This window comes from Shewanella goraebulensis (assembly GCF_030252245.1).
GTDB lineage: Bacteria > Pseudomonadota > Gammaproteobacteria > Enterobacterales > Shewanellaceae > Shewanella > Shewanella goraebulensis.
In genome coordinates, this window is record NZ_CP126972.1 from 698,201 (window position 1) to 717,665 (window position 19,465).

Annotated in this window: 17 protein-coding genes and 4 tRNA genes; 20 read left to right on the plus strand and 1 reads right to left on the minus strand. The window is 40.3% G+C overall.

Annotated elements, in window-relative coordinates; genetic code table 11:
• The first annotated feature begins 110 nt into the window (after positions 1-110).
• From QPX86_RS02960 to QPX86_RS03045, 18 genes are all read left to right on the plus strand, one after another.
• Positions 111-186, plus strand: a tRNA-Gly gene (locus QPX86_RS02960).
• A gap of 91 nt (positions 187-277) precedes the next feature.
• Positions 278-353: transfer RNA gene (locus QPX86_RS02965), tRNA-Gly, on the plus strand.
• A gap of 92 nt (positions 354-445) precedes the next feature.
• Positions 446-521: transfer RNA gene (locus tag QPX86_RS02970), tRNA-Gly, on the plus strand.
• A 23-nt stretch (positions 522-544) separates the two neighbouring features.
• A tRNA-Gly gene (locus QPX86_RS02975) sits at positions 545-620 on the plus strand.
• A 673-nt stretch (positions 621-1,293) separates the two neighbouring features.
• The gene (locus tag QPX86_RS02980; RefSeq protein ID WP_220752319.1) at positions 1,294-1,749 is read left to right on the plus strand and encodes a hypothetical protein; all 456 of its coding nucleotides are present in this window, start codon (positions 1,294-1,296) and stop codon (positions 1,747-1,749) included.
• Positions 1,750-1,921: 172 nt separating this feature from the next.
• The gene (tsaE, locus tag QPX86_RS02985; RefSeq protein ID WP_285164098.1) at positions 1,922-2,380 is read left to right on the plus strand and encodes a tRNA (adenosine(37)-N6)-threonylcarbamoyltransferase complex ATPase subunit type 1 TsaE; all 459 of its coding nucleotides are present in this window, start codon (positions 1,922-1,924) and stop codon (positions 2,378-2,380) included.
• Positions 2,381-2,397: 17 nt separating this feature from the next.
• The gene (locus QPX86_RS02990; protein WP_285164099.1) at positions 2,398-3,705 is read left to right on the plus strand and encodes an N-acetylmuramoyl-L-alanine amidase; all 1,308 of its coding nucleotides are present in this window, start codon (positions 2,398-2,400) and stop codon (positions 3,703-3,705) included.
• Between the two features lie 3 nt (positions 3,706-3,708).
• Positions 3,709-5,643, plus strand: a complete 1,935-nt coding sequence (gene mutL / locus QPX86_RS02995; protein ID WP_285164100.1) for a DNA mismatch repair endonuclease MutL — start codon at positions 3,709-3,711, stop codon at positions 5,641-5,643.
• A gap of 1 nt (position 5,644) precedes the next feature.
• Positions 5,645-6,571 carry a tRNA (adenosine(37)-N6)-dimethylallyltransferase MiaA gene (miaA, locus tag QPX86_RS03000; RefSeq protein WP_220752187.1) on the plus strand — a complete coding sequence of 309 codons (927 nt, stop codon included), beginning with the start codon at positions 5,645-5,647 and terminating at the stop codon, positions 6,569-6,571.
• Between the two features lie 88 nt (positions 6,572-6,659).
• Positions 6,660-6,920: an RNA chaperone Hfq gene (gene hfq / locus QPX86_RS03005; protein WP_220752189.1), complete on the plus strand. Its 261-nt coding sequence runs from the start codon at positions 6,660-6,662 to the stop codon at positions 6,918-6,920.
• Between the two features lie 19 nt (positions 6,921-6,939).
• Positions 6,940-8,259, plus strand: coding sequence for a ribosome rescue GTPase HflX (gene hflX, locus QPX86_RS03010; protein WP_220752191.1), 1,320 nt, complete (start codon positions 6,940-6,942; stop codon positions 8,257-8,259).
• A gap of 33 nt (positions 8,260-8,292) precedes the next feature.
• Complete coding sequence (gene hflK / locus QPX86_RS03015; protein ID WP_220752193.1) at positions 8,293-9,450, plus strand: FtsH protease activity modulator HflK; 1,158 nt, start codon at positions 8,293-8,295, stop codon at positions 9,448-9,450.
• 3 nt (positions 9,451-9,453) lie between these two features.
• Positions 9,454-10,344: a protease modulator HflC gene (gene hflC / locus QPX86_RS03020; protein ID WP_220752196.1), complete on the plus strand. Its 891-nt coding sequence runs from the start codon at positions 9,454-9,456 to the stop codon at positions 10,342-10,344.
• Between the two features lie 398 nt (positions 10,345-10,742).
• A complete protein-coding gene (petA, locus tag QPX86_RS03025) occupies positions 10,743-11,333 on the plus strand; it encodes a ubiquinol-cytochrome c reductase iron-sulfur subunit (RefSeq protein ID WP_220752198.1) in 591 nt (196 codons plus the stop codon).
• Complete coding sequence (locus QPX86_RS03030) at positions 11,333-12,547, plus strand: cytochrome b (protein WP_220752200.1); 1,215 nt, start codon at positions 11,333-11,335, stop codon at positions 12,545-12,547. Before petA ends, QPX86_RS03030 begins: the two co-directional genes overlap by 1 nt.
• Positions 12,547-13,245, plus strand: coding sequence for a cytochrome c1 (locus tag QPX86_RS03035; RefSeq protein ID WP_285164103.1), 699 nt, complete (start codon positions 12,547-12,549; stop codon positions 13,243-13,245). Before QPX86_RS03030 ends, QPX86_RS03035 begins: the two co-directional genes overlap by 1 nt.
• A 96-nt stretch (positions 13,246-13,341) precedes the next feature.
• On the plus strand, positions 13,342-13,971 hold the full coding sequence (gene sspA / locus QPX86_RS03040; RefSeq protein ID WP_220752204.1) for a stringent starvation protein SspA: 630 nt from the start codon (positions 13,342-13,344) through the stop codon (positions 13,969-13,971).
• On the plus strand, positions 13,971-14,444 hold the full coding sequence (locus tag QPX86_RS03045) for a ClpXP protease specificity-enhancing factor (protein WP_220752206.1): 474 nt from the start codon (positions 13,971-13,973) through the stop codon (positions 14,442-14,444). Before sspA ends, QPX86_RS03045 begins: the two co-directional genes overlap by 1 nt.
• A 206-nt stretch (positions 14,445-14,650) precedes the next feature.
• Here the strand turns inward: QPX86_RS03045 and QPX86_RS03050 are convergent, their stop codons facing one another.
• Positions 14,651-15,931: a metallophosphoesterase family protein gene (locus QPX86_RS03050; protein ID WP_285164106.1), complete on the minus strand. Its 1,281-nt coding sequence runs from the start codon at positions 15,929-15,931 to the stop codon at positions 14,651-14,653.
• A gap of 271 nt (positions 15,932-16,202) precedes the next feature.
• On the opposite strand from QPX86_RS03050, the gene QPX86_RS03055 reads away from it, so the two are divergent.
• A complete protein-coding gene (locus QPX86_RS03055) occupies positions 16,203-16,775 on the plus strand; it encodes an anthranilate synthase component II (RefSeq protein ID WP_285164113.1) in 573 nt (190 codons plus the stop codon).
• A 142-nt stretch (positions 16,776-16,917) separates the two neighbouring features.
• Positions 16,918-19,401: a S9 family peptidase gene (locus tag QPX86_RS03060; RefSeq protein WP_220752212.1), complete on the plus strand. Its 2,484-nt coding sequence runs from the start codon at positions 16,918-16,920 to the stop codon at positions 19,399-19,401.
• The last annotated feature ends 64 nt before the right edge of the window (positions 19,402-19,465 follow it).

Here is a 19,465-nt window from a genome sequence, read left to right on the forward strand (position 1 = left end):
TCAAATTAGGGGTTGCAGTGTAGTGAATATTACATATAATGCGGCCTCAACTTTTTACAGCAAGACTCTTGCTGAATGTAGTTGAAAATTGAAAATTGCAGCACCAAGATGCGACATTAGCTCAGTTGGTAGAGCGATACCTTGCCAAGGTATAGGTCATCAGTTCGAACCTGATATGTCGCTCCAATTTTCAATATAAAATTTGAAATGTGACATTAGCTCAGTTGGTTTTGGTTTAAACGATACCTTGCCAAATGTGTTGATAACGCAACAAGATGCGACATTAGCTCAGTTGGTAGAGCGATACCTTGCCAAGGTATAGGTCATCAGTTCGAACCTGATATGTCGCTCCAAATTTTAAAAATTGAAATGTAGATACGACATTTTCTCAGTTGGCTTTGGTTCAAACGATACCTTGCCAAATGTGTTGATAACGTAACAAGATGCGACATTAGCTCAGTTGGTAGAGCGATACCTTGCCAAGGTATAGGTCATCAGTTCGAACCTGATATGTCGCTCCAATTTCAATAGCAAGTTTTGTAAGGCGACATTAGCTCAGTTGGTAGAGCGATACCTTGCCAAGGTATAGGTCATCAGTTCGAACCTGATATGTCGCTCCAAACTTTCCCTCTGTATATTCCAAGCAAAATTTCCAAATAAAAAATAGCTCAGTTGCGTTTTTAGCATAGTGATACCTTTTTTGTTGCCAAGGTATAGGTCATCAGTTCGAACCATTCTTGTCGAAAATAATAGGTCGCTCCAAACTTTCCCTCTGTATATTCCAAGCAAAATTTCCAAATAAACAATAGCTCAGTTGCGTTTTTAGCATAGTGATACCTTTTTTCTTGCCAAGGTATAGGTCATCAGTTCGAACCATTCTTGTCGAAAATAATAGGTCGCTCCAAACTTTCCCTCTGTATATTCCAAGCAAAATTTCCAAATAAAAAATAGCTCAGTTGAGTTTTTAGCATAGTGATACCTTTTTTATTGCCAAGGTATAGGTCATCAGTTCGAACCATTCTTGTCGAAAATAATAGGTCGCTCCATATTCCCTCTCTGTTTTAGCTTAAGTAAACCATTAAATAATAGATCATTAGTTCAGTTACGCTTGTGACATAGTAATTCTTCTGTTTTGCTAGGTTTATTTCATATTGACTAATTTACCTGTCTTTTATATGTAAAATATGAGCTTGCTCAAATATTAGTTGCGAATTATGAACCATAATAAACACAAGCTTTTACAAACTAATTTATTGGCTGCATGAGAGTGCAGATACTGGTGGAGTGTTTATGATACGTATTCAACAACTAAGTGAATTGCTTGAATTTATAGCAACATCGCGATTAGACATGAAACAACTTTATAGTCGATTGCATCGTAATGCTGATTCGACTCGAGTGAAAATGATGTTGGAGTACTTGCAGCAACATCAACAGCATGTGCATGACAGCATTGAAAATTATATTGATGAAGCACCGACACGAATGCTTGATACTTGGTATAAAGACATCACATTTGAAGATTTTAAAAAGCGCTGTAATGAATCTGCTTTAGCGGCCAATATGACTGAAGACGATGTACTAGAGCTGCATTTAGATCTTGAAAATCGCCTTATTGGTTTAATTGAGAAAACGGCAAATAGCACAGCAGTGACCGAAATTAAAGAGGCTTTAATGGATCTGGTTCGGGTTGAGCGTACTCAGCAAAAAAGGCTTGTCCATAGCGCACTGAGAATGGACGACATCTAACAGATATTTTGGCCGTTTCGATTTTATGTTAATATTTAAAATAGAGTCAGCTTTTTAAGCTGGCTCTATTTTTTTCTGCTATCTAAATCGAGTAATATTACTGGAGGTGCTATTTATCTCTGTAAAGTTGCACTTTTTATATGATTAATCCCTCAAGTGCTGGTAAGTTAACATGACTTCAATAACAAAAAATCTTCAAGATGAACAAGCTACAATAGAATTAGGCGTAACCTTGTCGTTATGGGTTTCAGCACCTCTGGTTATTTACCTAACGGGTGATTTAGGTGCAGGAAAAACGACTTTAAGCCGCGGGTTAATTCAGGGATTGGGTCATGCAGGTAACGTAAAAAGCCCAACCTATACGCTTGTTGAGCCGTATGAATTGAAAAATATGGATGTGTTTCATTTTGACTTATACCGTTTACTCGACCCTGAAGAACTTGAGTACATGGGGATCCGTGATTACTTTACTGATAAAAGCATCAGTATTATTGAGTGGCCAGATAGAGGTCACGGTTTGCTACCTGATGCTGATCTAGCAATACATTTAAGCTATCAAGGTGAGCAAAGACAAGTTGAACTAAGCGGGCTGACACCTTCAGGACAGCTGATCGTCGATAAATTAAAATAATAATGACTTAAGATAAAATGACTCGAATTTTTACTTTTATATTTCTGCTTAGCTTCAGTTTTATTGTTGAAGCTGCGAACAAATTAGATAGCGTTAGAATTTGGGATGCACCAGATTCGACACGAGTTGTTTTAGATCTATCTAAAGCGCCTGACTATAGTTATTTTTCGTTAACTAATCCCCAGCGTCTGGTAATTGATTTAAAAGATGCCTCAACCAAGGTTAAGTTTGAAAACTTAGCGAAAAGCAGCAAATTAATTAGTAAAGTTAGGCTCAGTTCTCCGCCTAAAAAGGGCACTTTAAGATTAGTACTAGAATTAGCCACCCCAGTTAAAGCAAATCTGTTTTCGCTTTCACCGACAGCACCATATGGCAATCGCTTAGTCGTTGATTTAGACAATTCAACTAATAAATCGACAGCAAAAAAACAAGTCGTGCAAACCAGTAAACGTTCGACAGATGTGATTGTTGCTATTGATGCAGGCCATGGTGGAGAAGATCCTGGTTCTATTGGGCCGAAAGGCACCTTTGAAAAGAAAGTTGTATTAGCAATATCAAAAAGACTCGAGCGTAAGATAAATGAAACCCCAGGTATGAAGGCGGTAATGACTCGTAGTGGCGATTATTTTGTCAACTTAAATCAGCGTTCAGAATTAGCCAGAAATAGCCGTGCAGATTTATTGTTATCGATACACGCTGACGCATTTACTACGCCGCATCCAAAAGGTGCTTCAGTTTGGGTATTGTCTAAACGCCGTGCTAATACCGAAATTGGTCGAGTATTTGAAGATAAAGAAAAGCACTCGGAGCTGTTAGGCGGTGTTGGTGACATTATCCAAAATACTGATAGTGAACAGTACTTGGTGATGACATTAATTGATATGTCGATGGATCATTCAATGGCTGAAAGCCACAGCATCGCAACAGACATTCTTTCTGGTTTAGGTAAAGTCACTAAACTGCATAAGAATAAACCTGAATCAGCGAGCTTTGCGGTTTTAAAATCAACCGATATCCCTTCTATTTTGATTGAAACCGGTTTCATCTCTAATCCTAAAGAAGAGAAACTGTTGCTTAATGGCAATCATCAACAAAAATTAGCCAATGCTATTCATAAAGGCGTTGTGAATTATTTTGAGTCTAATCCGCCATCTGGAACCTCTTTTGCCAAGCAAAGTAACGTTAAGCATACGGTTAGAAGCGGTGAGTCATTATCGGTTATTGCTCAGCGCTATAAAGTCAGTGTTGCCAATATTAAAAAAAGTAATAACTTAAAGTCCGATGTATTACGAATAGGCCAAAAGCTGGTCATTCCGAGGGCATAATTTATGGCGATTCAAATTTTACCGCCACAACTTGCTAACCAAATCGCGGCTGGTGAAGTTGTTGAAAGACCAGCCTCAGTTGTTAAAGAGTTGGTTGAAAACAGCTTGGATGCTGGCGCAACGCGGGTTGATATAGAGATCGACAAAGGCGGCAGTAAGCTCATTCGCATCCGTGATAATGGTAAAGGCATTGCAAAAGAAGAGCTAGCCTTAGCGTTATCGCGCCATGCAACATCCAAAGTTCATTCACTAGATGACTTAGAGGCTATTTTAAGCTTTGGTTTTCGTGGTGAAGCCCTTGCAAGTATTAGTTCTGTGGCAAGACTTAGCTTAACCTCTAAACCTGCTGAGCAATCAGAAGCGTGGCAGGCTAACGCTGCTGGCTCACAAATGGATGTAAAAATTACGCCTGCAGCTCACCCAAAAGGCTCAACCATCGATGTGGTGGATTTGTTCTTTAATACTCCAGCAAGACGACGCTTTCTAAAGAGTGATAAAACTGAATTTACCCATATAGACGAATGGCTTAAGCGCATTGCTATCGCTAGAACTGATGTGCATTTTACTCTAACCCATAATGGCAAATTAGTTCGCCAATATCGCCCTGCTAATACTGAAATTCAATATAAACAACGCCTAGGTCAAATTTGTGGCCGTGGCTTTGCTGAGCAAGCATTACATTTAGCATGTGAGCATGATGGGCTAACCTTATCAGGCTATTTACAATCACCTAGTGATACTCATGTTACGGATAGCTGCTATTTTTATGTTAATGGTCGCTTAGTGCGTGACCGCTTAGTTAATCACGCCGTTAAGCAAGCTTTTGGGCGCTTTAATATTCAACATCAACCCGGTTATGTGTTGATGCTTGAGATCGACCCTCATCAAGTGGATGTAAATGTTCATCCTGCTAAGCATGAAGTTCGGTTTCATCAAAGTCGGTTGGTCCATGACTTTATTTTGCAGGCACTGCAATCGGTTTTAGAGCAAATTTCTGAGTTAGTATTAGATCCCGATGGGCAACATGGACATGAAGATAGCTACCATCAGCCTCTTCAGGATTCTTCGTCTCATCGACAAAACCAGCCGCAAGTTGCAAGTCAGCCAAATAATCAAGGTCACTCAGGTGATTTATACGCTGGAGAGGGAGCTCAAGCTAATTCGTACCTATCTCAAATTACTGCTAGCCATACTGATAGCAGCAGAGAATATCAGCCAAGGGAAGTGAGCCGTAATCGATTCGGTAATATGTCTGTACCTGCCCAAGGTCATCAATATGGCAGTTCACAAGGCGGTAATAGTAGAGCGGTGGATTCTGCAGAAGTAACACCGGCAGCAATCGCCAATTATGGCCAACTGTTGCAAACTCATAGTGAAAATACTTCATTAACACAAGTTAATGAAGTAAATGTAGCAACATTGAATACCATGCCGCCTTTGTTAGATGGCCAATACTGGGTGCTAGTAAAAGATAGTCAATTACAACTATTAGATATTTCACAAGTGTCAGTTATTGTTACTAAAAATGAAGTTTTGGCTAAAATTAAAACCGGTTTGGTAGGGCAACCTTTGCTAATGCCGGTTTCAATTCAAGCAGATGTAGATTGGAAAGCATTGCTGGAGGAGCGAGATATATTGCTGCGCAGACTGGGTTTAACATTATCTATTCGCTACCAACAGTTGATAATTAAGAATGTGCCCCCATATCTGAGAGATAGCCAGTTAGCGGTATTAATTCCAGAATTATTAAACTGGATTAAATTAGAAACCCCTTCAGATGAAGCATTATCACTGTGGATAGCTAAACATCAAACGCAATCGTTTGCTGCAGCATCTGATATTTGGTTTAAATACTGTCAATTAGATAACGAACAGAAGTCGAGTCTAGAGTCTCAAGCGAAGTCGTTACCGTGGAAAACATGGTTAGAAGAGAATTAATGTGAACCAACTTAAACAACCTAAAGTATTGTTTTTAATGGGGCCTACAGCTTCTGGTAAAACATCTTTAGCTATTGAAATGGCACAAAAACACAACTGTGAAATTATTTCAGTTGATTCTGCGCTGATTTATCGTCAAATGGACATTGGTTCAGCTAAACCTAATGCTGATGAGTTAGCATTAGCTCCGCATCGCTTAATTGATATATTAGATCCGAGTGAAAGTTACTCGGCAGCAGACTTTAGACGCGATGCACTTAATGAAATAGAACAAATTATTGCTCGTGGTAAAACACCATTATTGGTGGGCGGAACCATGATGTATTTTAAGGCATTGCTTGAAGGCTTATCGCCACTTCCTGCAGCTGACGAAAACGTCAGGGCTGAGATAAATAAACAAGCAGAAATGCTAGGCTGGGATGCATTACATCAGCAACTGTGTGAAATTGACCCTGTTGCTGGTGAGCGAATTCACCCTAATGATCCTCAGCGATTATCGCGTGCTTTAGAAGTATTTAAAATAACAGGTAAGACAATGACTGAATTGACTGCAACCAAGTCAGAAGCATTGCCTTATGATGTGGTGCAATTTGCCATTGCGCCACTTGATAGAAAAGTATTACATGAATTAATCGCAAAAAGATTTAAACTGATGATGGAACAAGGTTTTATCGAAGAAGTTCAGCGATTAAAAGACCGAGGTGATTTGCATTTAGATATGCCTTCAATGCGCTGTGTTGGTTACAGACAGTGCTGGCAATACTTAGATGAAGAGTTTGACTGTGATACTTTGGTAGAAAAAGCGACTGCTGCTACTAGGCAATTGGCAAAACGTCAATTAACATGGTTGAGAAGTTGGCCTGATTTAAATTGGCTTGAAAGTGGAGCCGAAGGAAATTTAGTTACACTTATACGACATTCGAGCTAGATTATTCGCCGTTGCTGTATAATACTCAAACTAAACAATAAAACATTATTCAAAAAATTTGTTTTGAAAATAAAAAAAGGAAATCGAAATGGCTAAGGGGCAATCTTTACAAGACCCATTTTTGAACGCGCTGCGTCGTGAACGTGTACCAGTTTCAATCTATTTAGTGAACGGTATTAAGTTGCAAGGACAAGTTGAGTCATTCGACCAATTCGTTATTTTGTTGAAAAATACAGTAAGCCAAATGGTTTACAAGCATGCTATTTCGACTGTAGTTCCAGCTCGTCCATTTAATGTGACTGCTCAAACTACTCATACAACGCATGATGAAGCACCAGCATCTGAATAATCTTTAAGGAGTTTGTTACTTGTTTGATCGCTATGAAGCGGGTGAAACCGCAGTTCTTGTACACATTGACTTTTCTGATGACGACCGAAGAGAAGACATTACAGAGTTACAATTATTAGTCGAATCAGCAGGTGCTCGCTCTGTTGGTGTTATTACCGGAAGTCGACGTTCACCTGATCGAAAGTTTTTTGTAGGGACAGGTAAAGTAGAAGAGTTAGCCGCTATGGTGGCTGCTACTGAAGCAAATGTCGTGATTTTTAATCACGCGTTAAGTCCTGCTCAAGAAAGAAACTTAGAACAAATTTGTGAATGCCGAGTTTTAGACCGGACAGCACTGATTTTAGATATTTTTGCTCAACGAGCGAGAACACACGAAGGTAAGTTGCAAGTGGAGCTAGCGCAATTGCGCCACATGTCGACTCGCCTTATTCGTGGTTGGACTCACTTGGAGAGACAAAAAGGTGGTATTGGTATGCGAGGGCCTGGGGAAACCCAGCTCGAAACCGATAGACGTTTACTGCGTGGACGAATTAAAAGTATTAATCGTCGACTGGATAAAGTAGACAAGCAACGTGAACAGAGTCGTCGTTCGCGTAAACGCAGTGACTTGTCCACTGTGTCATTGGTGGGTTACACCAATGCAGGTAAGTCAACGTTGTTTAATGCGTTAACCGCTTCTGAAGTGTATGCAGCGGATCAGTTATTCGCCACACTGGATCCAACACTGCGCAAGCTAAATTTACCTGATGGGGCCGTTATTTTAGCGGATACTGTTGGGTTTATTCGTCATCTACCTCATGATTTAGTCGCAGCCTTCAAAGCTACACTGCAAGAAACTCGTCAAGCTGACTTGTTATTGCATGCTATCGATTGTGCAGATGAAAATATGACGGAAAATTTCGAGCAAGTTCAAAATGTACTTGAAGAAATTGACGCAGATACTATTCCACAACTAGTTGTTTGTAATAAAATCGACTTACTGGAAGACTTTGTACCTCGCATCGATTACGACGATGAGGGGATGCCTGAACGAGTTTGGGTATCTGCACAAAAACAAATTGGATTTGAATTGCTATTACAGGCTATCAACGAGTTAATCGGTGAAGTCATTGTGGAGCAAACATTGAAAATACCAGCGACGGCTGGGCATTATCTTGGTCAGTTTTATGGACTGGACGCGATACAGCAGAAAGAGTATGACGATCTGGGGAACTGTATTTTGTCTGTTCGTTTATCGGAAGCCAATTGGCGTCGATTAACAAAACAGAGTCAAGGCGAATTAGAGACGTTTATTTGTGAGGATTCAATTGAAGACTCAGAAGTAGACGTTACTTGCTAATAACATTTATTTCATCCACTTATGGAGTGCTAAATGGCTTGGAATGAGCCCGGTAACAAGGGAAAAGATAAAGACCCTTGGGGAAACAAAAACGGTAACGATAAAGGCCCACCAGATCTAGACGAAGTATTTCGTAATCTTTCAAAGCGCTTTGGCGGTGGTAAAGGTGGTTCTGGTGGATCGTCAAGTCCTTCATTTAACTCAACCAGCATTATTGTTGTGTTAGTTATTGGTTTGTTGGTGTGGGGCGCTTCAGGTTTTTATACCATTAAAGAAGCTGAGCGTGGGGTGACATTACGTTTCGGTCAGCACTCAGGCGAAGTTGGACCTGGTTTGCATTGGAAAGCGACATTTGTCGATGAGGTTTTCCCTGTAAATATTAAAGCGGTTCGATCAATTCCATCTTCTGGCAGCATGCTAACATCTGACGAAAACTTAGTTAAAGTTGAGCTAGATGTTCAATATCGTGTAGACGATGCCTATTTGTATTTGTTCAGCGCTGTTGATGCCAATGCAAGTTTAAGAGAAGCAACTGATAGTGCTTTACGTTATGTGATTGGACATAACACTATGGATGACATCCTGACAACTGGTCGTGATGCAATTCGTCGTGATACTTGGTCTGAACTCGAACGTATTCTTGAACCATACAAATTGGGTTTATCAATTCAAGACGTCAACTTCTTGCCTGCTCGTCCACCTGAAGAAGTGAAAGATGCTTTTGATGATGCAATTTCTGCACAAGAAGATGAACAACGTTTTATTCGTGAAGCTGAAGCTTACGCACGTGAAATTGAACCTAAAGCTCGTGGTCAAGTTGAACGTATGGCCCAAGATGCTAGTGCTTATAAACAGCGTGAAGTATTAGAAGCCCAAGGTAAAGTTGCACGATTTGAGCAGTTATTACCTGAATATGAAATGGCACCAGAAGTGACTCGTAAGCGTCTTTATTTAGATGCAATGCAAGAAGTCATGGCTGACACCAACAAGGTACTTATAGATACCAAAAACAGTGGTAACTTAATGTATTTGCCTTTAGATAAAATGATGGATAATCAAACTAAACGTAAAGTGGTTGAGCCTGTTGTGGAAACGCATATCAATACACCTTCAAATAACTTGTTTGATTCGTCAATGCCGCTTGATGGCCGCCAAACACGCGAGTCTCGTTCTCGCCAAGGGAGGGACTAACTCATGGGTAGATTTGGACTAATTATTGTAGTCATCCTGTTAGGGGTTGGTTTTTCATCTTTGATGGTAGTAAATGAAGGTGAACGTGCCATTGTTTCTCGTTTTGGTGAGATTTTAAAAGATGATGTTAACGGCGAAGCTGTTACTCGTGTGCTTGCACCGGGAATCCATTTTAAAATACCTGCTATCGATAAGGTTAAATATCTTGATGCACGTATTCAAACTCTAGATGGCGCAGCTGACCGTTTCGTGACTTCTGAAAAGAAAGATTTGATGGTTGATTCTTACGTTAAATGGCGTATTAATGACTTTGAAACTTTCTACCTTTCAACAGGTGGCGGTAACATCGTGACTGCAGAAGACTTACTACAACGTAAAATCAACAATGATTTACGTACAGAGTTCGGTCGTCGCACCATTAAAGAAATTGTTTCTGGTAAACGTGATGAACTGCAAAATGATGCACTAGAAAATGCAGCTGAAAGTTCACAAGACCTTGGTATTGAAGTGGTTGACGTTCGTGTTAAACAAATCAACTTACCAGCAAACGTGAGTAGCAGTATTTTCCAACGTATGCGAGCAGAGCGTCAAGCTGTTGCGAAAGAGCATCGTGCACAAGGTAAGGAGCAATCTGAAATCATTCGTGCAACGATCGATGCTGATGTAACGGTTAAAGTTGCTGAAGCTGAACGTAAAGCCTTAACAGTTCGAGGTGAAGGTGATGCATTATCTGCTAAGATTTATGCAGATGCATACAATAAAGATCCTGAATTCTATGGTTTTTTGCGTAGCTTAGAAGCTTACAAAGAAAGTTTTGCTGGCAACAGTGATGTGATGGTTTTAGAACCTGATAGTGATTTCTTCAAGTACATGAAGTCAATTGATGGTAAGTAAATTCTAATTTGCTTGAATAAAAACCCGGTTTATACCGGGTTTTTTTATGCCTGGGCTTTTTTATTCAAATAAATTGAATTTCTCTCCTTTGGACTAATTATTCAGTCATGACTAATTTAGATTAAGAGTATTTCATTAAATATTATTTATTTACAATAGCTTATAAATTTCACTTCTAGGCATATTGTTGTAAATAGGTGAAATGGCTTGGTTGTTTTTTGTACGCTATAAAAAAAACATACAAATCCCGCAACTTAGTTGTGTGTTTTACTATGATCTGGTTCTAATTTTTCGCTATAATGAGCCCCGCCTCAAAGTATAGATTTAGCGATTAGTGATTCTAATGTTGCTAAGTTATTAAAATATAAGAATTCCAACACCCTCTGGGAGATAAGTGGATGAGCAATGCGCCAGTCGATACCGGACGCCGCAGATTCCTGACAGCCGCAACCGCCGTAGTAGGTGGAGCTGGTGCCGTCGCTGTAGCGGTGCCTTTTATCAAGTCATGGAATCCGAGCGCTAAAGCGAAAGCTGCAGGTGCACCGGTTGAAGTTAATATTAGTAAAGTAGAGCCAGGTCAATTAATTCGTGTTGAATGGCGTGGCAAACCTGTATGGGTTGTACGTCGTACAGATGCAATTCTGAGCGAACTGTCTTCGTTAGATGGTCAATTACGCGATCCTGCTTCTGAAGAGTTACAACAGCCTGATTATGCAGCTAACCCTGCGCGTTCAATCAAGCCTGAATTCTTCATTGCTGTAGGTATTTGTACTCACCTAGGTTGTTCACCAACTTACTTACCAGATTCATTTGGTGAGCAAGTAGAAGGTGTGACTGCTGGTTTTTTCTGTCCATGTCATGGTTCTAAATTTGATATGGCTGGTCGTGTATTCCAGGGTGTACCTGCACCATTAAACCTTGTTGTACCGCCACATCAATATGTAGATGACGGCACGGTACTCATCGGTGTAGACACAGGAGCTGCATAATGGTTAAGAATATTGTTGATTGGATTGATGCTCGCATCCCAATGACGGCGACTTATAACCGCCACGTTGGTCAATATCCAACTCCAAAGAACTTCAACTTCTGGTATTTCTTTGGTTCATTAGCACTACTTGTTTTAGTTAACCAATTACTGACTGGTATTTGGCTAACCATGAATTACGTGCCAACAGCTGAAGGTGCATTCGCTTCAGTTGAATACATCATGCGTGATGTTGAATACGGTTGGTTACTCCGCTATATGCATTCCACAGGTGCTTCCGCATTCTTTGTGGTGGTCTATCTTCATATGTTCCGTGGTCTTATCTACGGTTCTTACCAAAAGCCAAGAGAATTACTTTGGTTGTTCGGTATGTTGATTTTCCTTGTATTAATGGCTGAAGCCTTTATGGGTTACTTGCTACCTTGGGGACAAATGTCTTACTGGGGCGCACAGGTAATTATCTCTTTGTTCGGGGCAATACCGTTTATTGGTGATGACCTTACATTGTGGATCCGTGGTGACTATGTTGTTTCTGGTGCTACACTAAACCGCTTCTTTGCATTGCATGTTATTGCTTTGCCACTTGTACTTGTTGTACTTGTTTTCCTTCACTTAATTGCATTACACGAAGTGGGTTCAAATAACCCAGACGGTGTTGAAGTTAAGAAGAATAAAGATGAAAACGGATGGCCAGTAGATGCTATTCCTTTCCACCCTTATTACACAGTGAAAGACATCATGGGCGTGGCCGGTTTCTTAATCGTGTTCTGTTATGTGTTGTTCTTTATGCCTGAAGGTGGCGGTTACTTCCTTGAGAAGCCGAACTTTGAAGCGGCTAACCCAATGAAGACTCCTGAACATATTGCTCCAGTTTGGTACTTCACACCATTCTACGCAATCTTACGTGCGATTCCTGACAAGTTATTAGGTGTTGTGGGTATGGGTCTTGCGATTGCTGTATTGTTCGTACTACCTTGGCTAGATCGCTGTAAAGTGAAGTCTATCCGTTACCGTGGTCTGATCCACAAGATTAACATTGCACAATTTACTGTGTCTTTCTTAATCCTTGGTTACTTAGGTGCTGTTCCTGCAACACCAACGTTAACGATTGCAGCTCGTATCTTTACACTAACTTATTTTGGTTTCTTCGTTGCGCTGTGGGTTTACAGTAAAAATGAGAAAACAAAAACGGTTCCTACGAGGGTGACACACTAATGAAAAAGTTATTAATTGCATTAGTTACATTGTTACCATCACTTGCTATTGCAGCAGGTGGCAGCAATGTTCATTTAGAAAGTGCCAATGTAGACTTTCATGATAAAGAGTCTTTAGAGCGTGGTTTGAATTTATTCCAACAATATTGCTCTGGCTGTCACAGTACTCAGTACCAACGATATGGTCGTGTTGCTGAAGATTTAGATATCTCAGTAGACGATATGCGTCAAAAGTACATGTTCACTGACGCTAAGATTGGTGAGTTGATGGAAAATGCGATTCCACCTGCAGATGCTGCAAAGTGGTTTGGCGCAGCAGCTCCTGACTTAACGCTAGTAGCACGTGTTCGTGGACAAGATTGGGTGTATTCATACCTTAAAGGCTTTTATAAAGATGAAAGCCGTCCATTTGGTGTCAATAATACAGTATTCCCATTAGTGGGTATGCCGCATGTTCTTGAAGATTTACAGGGTATTCCTGTTAAACAAGAAGATGGTACGTTTGTGACAACTGGCGGTTCTATGAACGCTGAAGAGTATGACCAAGCTGTTCGCGATATCACTGGTTTCCTTGCATATTCTGCAGATCCAGTGAAGTTAGAGCGTGAAGCTTTAGGTTGGTGGGTACTCGGATTCTTGTTTATTTTCTTCATCGTTGCTTATTTGTTGAAGAAAGAATACTGGAAAGATGTGCACTAGACACGAATAACGGGTAAAATACATTATTCGCATACTTTAAACGAGGGGCTTTGCCCCTCGTTTGTTTTGTTTTTTCCGTTTTTCTGGAGGGTAACAATGGCTGTAGCTGCCAACAAACGCTCTATCATGACACTTTTTTCTGGTGCCGATGATTTATATAGCCACCAAGTACGTATCGTCTTGGCTGAAAAAGGTGTAACTGTTGATGTATTGCAGGTAGAACCTAGTGAGAGACCTCAAGAGCTATTGGATGTAAATCCATATAACTCAGTACCGACTCTAGTTGATCGTGAATTAGTGCTGTATGAATCTCGTATCATTATGGAATATTTAGATGAGCGTTTTCCTCATCCTCCATTGATGCCAGTATATCCGGTTGCTCGTGGCCAAAGCCGTCTAATGATGCACCGTATTGATACTGACTGGTATGTACTAGTTGACCGTATCCGTAAAGGTGAAAAAGCTGACGCTGCTCGTAAAGAGTTGACTGAAAGCTTAGTTGCTTTAGCGCCAGTATTTGCTGAAATGCCATACTTCATGAGTGAAGAATTCGGCTTAGCTGATTGCTACTTAGGTCCGTTATTATGGCGTTTACCTGAGTTAGGAATCAACTTAGATGTTCGTACATCTAAAGATATCCATGCTTACATGACACGCATTTTTGAGCGTGAATCATTTAAAGCATCGTTAACTGAGGTTGAGCGCGAAATGCGCATGGGTATGTAATGAAAGCGATTACACCTAACCGTCCATATTTGTTGCGGGCTTACTACGAGTGGTTGATGGATAATCACTTTACCCCACATGTTGTTGTGGATGCATTTGTAAAAGGCACTCAAGTACCTCAAGAGTTTGTTAAGGACGGTCAAATCGTACTTAATATTGCTGGCGGTGCTGTAGGCAATTTACAAATGACCAATGAATTTGTCGAGTTTAACGCTCGATTTGGTGGTGTACCTCAGCAAGTTGTTTTACCTATGGCTGCAATCGTTGCGATTTATGCGCGCGAAAACGGTGCTGGAACTGTGTTTGATATGGAAGATGCTTATATGCCTGAAGAAGAGTCTGAAGACTTATCTCCAGCGCCACGCTCTTTCTCTGCAGTTGAAACAACAGAAAAAACTGAAGTGACAGAAGAAAAGCCTACGAGCAATTCTGAAAAACCAAAAGGACGTGCACATTTAACAGTCGTTAAGTAAAAGTCGTTAAGCAATAGTCGTTAATTATCTATCGCTAAGAAACTTTCGCTAAGAAACTGTGTAATGTGGATGTTCGATTCATAAGAAAACCAGTCATTGAAAAATGACTGGTTTTTTCATTTTTGGCGATTACTGAAAGTTTTGAGCAGTAAAAATGCTAAATAATCAGGATTTAGTTTACATAAAAATTATCAGACTATTTCTAATCAGTCCTGATAAGCTTTCGCTAATCTGGTCAGCTTAAACGCGACTTTTAAACTGCGATTCTCCAAATTGTCGTTTTCAGTTTCGAGCTGATAACGGGCAACAATTGCGAGGTAAGCGCTAAGTTGCTCAGAGTCTTGAGATAATGCCAGTAATGATATGAGCTCTATAAATTCGCCATAGGGGTGACGACTATGCATTTGTTGGTTAAGTTCTAATGGATCCCAATCATTACAAAGGCACTCTGCTACTTGAGACTGAAATTGATCCAGTGCGGATTGTGCGATTGTTGGTTGAGGTAACACCGTTATAAGTCGCGCCAATAAACTTTCTACGCCTTCTGCAATATGCTCTTCTGCGGTGGGCTGTTCGATGAAACAAAACTCACCTAAGCTTAATTTGGCATTCTCAGAGGCGTTCACCTCAATCGACTTTTTACGCCCCTGATGCCAAGCAAAACTGACTAAAGGATAATCATCAACCCCAGCGTTGTAATTAACGCAAACTAAGTGTTCGTTGTGAATATCAGGAAAACTATCTTGTGGATAATGACCGATAACGACGGGCGTCGTTAATTGCTGGTGCGGATGTGAGTCATTAATCTCAAATTGAGGGTAGTTTAAACACGAGTTCATCAATGTTGATAATGGATGCTTAGTATCAAATGCTGCAGGCCAAAACTGTTGTGCCAAAGCATTGGTCATCACGGCAGTTAAACTACTACTTGTACCGTTAGGACTATCTTCAGTTTTTTGATTTGTTAAGTTTAAATATGGATTCAACTCATTGATGACTTTATTATCCCAACAAGCGTGAATTGCTCGAATGTGTTCGAAATCTAAATAAAGTGGCAGCGCCATAAACCAATCAACCCACTGGAATAGTGTTTCATCACCTTGGGCGAACTGAGATAGAAATTTCGGTTTTGTGTTGTTTACTTCAACGGTTAAATTCACTGGTAAATAAGGTGCGTCAGTGATCGGGTGATGCTTACTCCAACCAATCACTTCAAACTCATTGCTGCCAAGTAAACAATATGCATGGCCTTTATCAACCATGTCTTTCACTAAAGTCAGAAGTGCAATGTGCTCAATATTTTTACCTTCAGTGGATGCAATTAAGTTGCCGCAAAAAACCAATTTTACAAATTGGATACTTGATTCAGGATCATCAATATCAAAATCTATTTCAGTAAGCAAATCATGCAACTTGTCTAATCGACCATAGACGTCTCCGATAAAATATAAGCTGGTATTGTCGATTTTTTGTATGTGGCTGTGCATGATCAAACCTAGGTGGTAAAGAAGTAATGAGGTAGTGATTATAACCTAGCAAGCAATCGTTACAGCTGAAAAATTCATATCAAGCGCTAATTATTTAAGTGACAGACTAAGCTATGTTATTATCCGCGATTTAGAGCTCTTGTAAGATTGAAGCGATATATTTTGATGAGCTATTTGAGTTTTTCGCTGCTTCGAACATCGGTTTCAAAATACTTATCGGTTTCAAAATATTTTGCTACTGCAGAAATCCATATTAAAGCTGGGATGTTTAATGCTGTTAATGATTGATAACTATGATTCATTTACCTTTAATTTAGTGCAGTATTTTCAGCGCTTGGGTTATGAGATCATGGTTAAAAGAAATGATCAGATTACAATCAGCGAAATAGAAGCGCTAAATCCAACTCACCTCATTATCTCTCCAGGTCCTTGTTCACCAAATGAGTCAGGGATCTCACTCGATGCCATTGCCCATTTTGCTGGAAAGCTGCCTCTATTAGGTGTTTGTTTAGGGCATCAAGCAATTGCTCAGGTGTTTGGCGCAAAAGTGATAAAAGCTAAACGTGTCATGCATGGCAAAACTAGTGCAATAACCCATAGGGAAGAGGGGTTGTTTAAAGAATTGAACCAACCACTTACAGTTACCCGTTACCATTCATTATTAGTTGAGTCATTGCCTGATAACTTCCAGTTAGATGCATGGTACGACGACCCTATTCATGGTCGTGAAATTATGGCTATGAGCCACAAAACCTTGCCGATTTATGGGGTACAATTTCACCCAGAAGCGATTTTGACTGAACAAGGTCACGAGCTTCTCAATAATTTTCTTACTCACATCTAACTTCTGTTACAACTTAAGCGATAAATCCCCACAAACATTGTCATTTTTTGTGATATAAAAGGCCAATAATAAAAGCACTTGCCAAACTATTTAACGTTTAGGCGAGAAAATATCATTCATCTTTGATGACAAGGGATTTAATATGACCAGGCTACTGCGAAATGCCGCACTGAGCGCGCTTTCTCTCGCAATTATTTCAGGTTGCAGCGCTACAGCAAGCAACAGTGATACTTCAACGGTAACTAATCAATCAGCTAGCATAATGGTTCCGTTAGCTATGCCACCGCAAGCTGAGCAACCACTGACTCTTAATCAAATTATGGCAAATCCTGATTGGATGGGGTTACTAGCCAAGAACGCCTATTGGTCAGACGATAGTCAGTCGATCTACTTTAGTCGCCAAGAGCATCAATCCCCGATAGCAGATGTTTACCATCAAGAGATTAATCAAACCCAAGCCAGCATCATTAAACTCAATCAGTTGCACTTAGCAGATCAAAAGCATGGTGTATTCAATACTGATAAGACCCAAAAGGCCTACTTATACAAAGGCAATATTTTTGTAAAACAGCTTGATTCAGGTGAAGTTAAACAGTTTACCCGCCAAAACACCCCGATTGACGAAGTAAAGTTCTTAACTTCAGGTGATATCGCCTACATGCAAGGCAACAGTGTTTTTAAATTACACTTAAAGTCGGGCATGACCGAGCAACTTGCTGATATACAAATGGCAAAAGCACCAAAAGGTGTCAAAGATCCTGAATCTTACATTGCTAAGCAACAGCATCGTTTAATTGCTTATGTTGCGCTGCAACATGATAAGAGTAAAACACGTGCAGAATATGCAGAAGAACTTGCAGCCCAAGACCCTACCTTTGCCGCGAAAACTTGGTATTTAGGTGACAGTGAAAAAGTCAATGAAATGAGTCTATCTGCTGATGGCCGTTACTTAGTTGTAGCGTTGTCAGATAAGAATTATAGCTGGCGAGCAGAGCATGACATTATGCCTAACTATCTCGGTAAAGATGGTTATGTCGACGCTGTGCCAGCTAGAGCCAGAGTTGCTGAAGATAGCTATCCGGGTGAAAGGTTAGTTTTGCTTGATTTGGCTGAACATGTGAAAAAAGATATTACCATTGAAGGTCTAACAGGCTTTGATGAAGATGTTTTAGCTTCGGTAAAAGCTGAGAATGCAACAGCACAAGGTAACAGCTATAAAAGCAAGCCAGAGCCACGCTTACTGCAATTAATGCAAGACTGGGGTTGGAACCAAAGCGCAATTCGCTGGCACGACACTGAAAATAAATTATTAGTGATGATGGAAGCGGTTGATAATAAAGATCGCTGGATCGCTAGTGTTGATCTTGAAAATGGTAAACTGACCACAGAGCATCGTTTACATGATGATGCTTGGATTAATTACACTTTCAACCAATTTGGTTGGGTGACTGGCACTGATAAATTCTATTATTTATCTGAAGAGTCAGGCTTTTCTCAGCTATACCTTAAATCTAACGGCAAAACGATGGCGTTAACTAATGGCGAATATGTCGTTGATCAAGTGACATTATCACCTGATGCAAGCCATTTATATTACCGCGCCAATAAAGACCACCCTGGAACTTATAATGTTTATCGTGTGGAAGTTGCGACAGGTAAAACTGAGCAGTTAACTCAGTGGAATGGTACTTTAGATTACGAACTAAGTCCTGACGGTCAATCGTTATTGTTAACCGCTTCAACAGCTATTAACCCTAATGAACTTTATGTGCAAGCAATCGGCGGTGAGCTTAAGCAGTTAACCCAATATACCAGCAAAGCATTTAGCAATTATGCGTGGCAAGCACCTCAAGTGGTAAAAGTTCCTTCTAGCCATGGTGCTAAAGACATCTATGCAAGAGTATATTTACCACAAGGTTATGACGCTGCTAATGCCGATAAGTATCCTGCGGTTATCTTCAACCACGGTGCGGGTTACTTACAAAACGCCCATAATGGTTTTTCTGGTTACTTCCGTGAATTCATGTTCCATAACCTACTAACACAACAAGGGTATGTGGTAATGGATATGGATTACCGAGGTTCAAAAGGCTACGGCCGTGATTGGCGCACCGCTGTATACCGTAATATGGGACACCCAGAAGTCGAAGATTTAAAAGATGGTGTTAATTGGATGGCGAAGAATACCCATGTTGATGCGGCTAAAGTTGGGACTTACGGTGGCTCTTATGGTGGTTTCTTAACCTTTATGGCTCTGTTTAATGAACCTGAATTATTCCAAGCTGGTGCTGCGTTAAGACCGGTAACGGATTGGGCGCACTACAATGCCCCATACACGTCAAACATTCTTAATACGCCTGATGTAGACCCAATAGCTTACGAACGTAGTTCACCAATAGAGCATGCTCAAGGATTAGAGAAACCTTTACTGATTATGAGTGGTGTACTGGATGACAACGTGTTCTTCCAAGACAGTGTGCGTCTTGTGCAGCGTTTGATTGAACTTGAAAAACCGATGTTTGAAACTGCGATTTACCCAGTGGAGCCACATGGATTTAGACAACCATCAAGCTGGCTGGATGAATATCGTCGTATTTACAAATTATTTGAACAAGAGCTTAAATAATTAGAGCATTAGCATCATAGAATACATGCACAAGCTCAACTGAATGAAGGCTTCCTATTGGAAG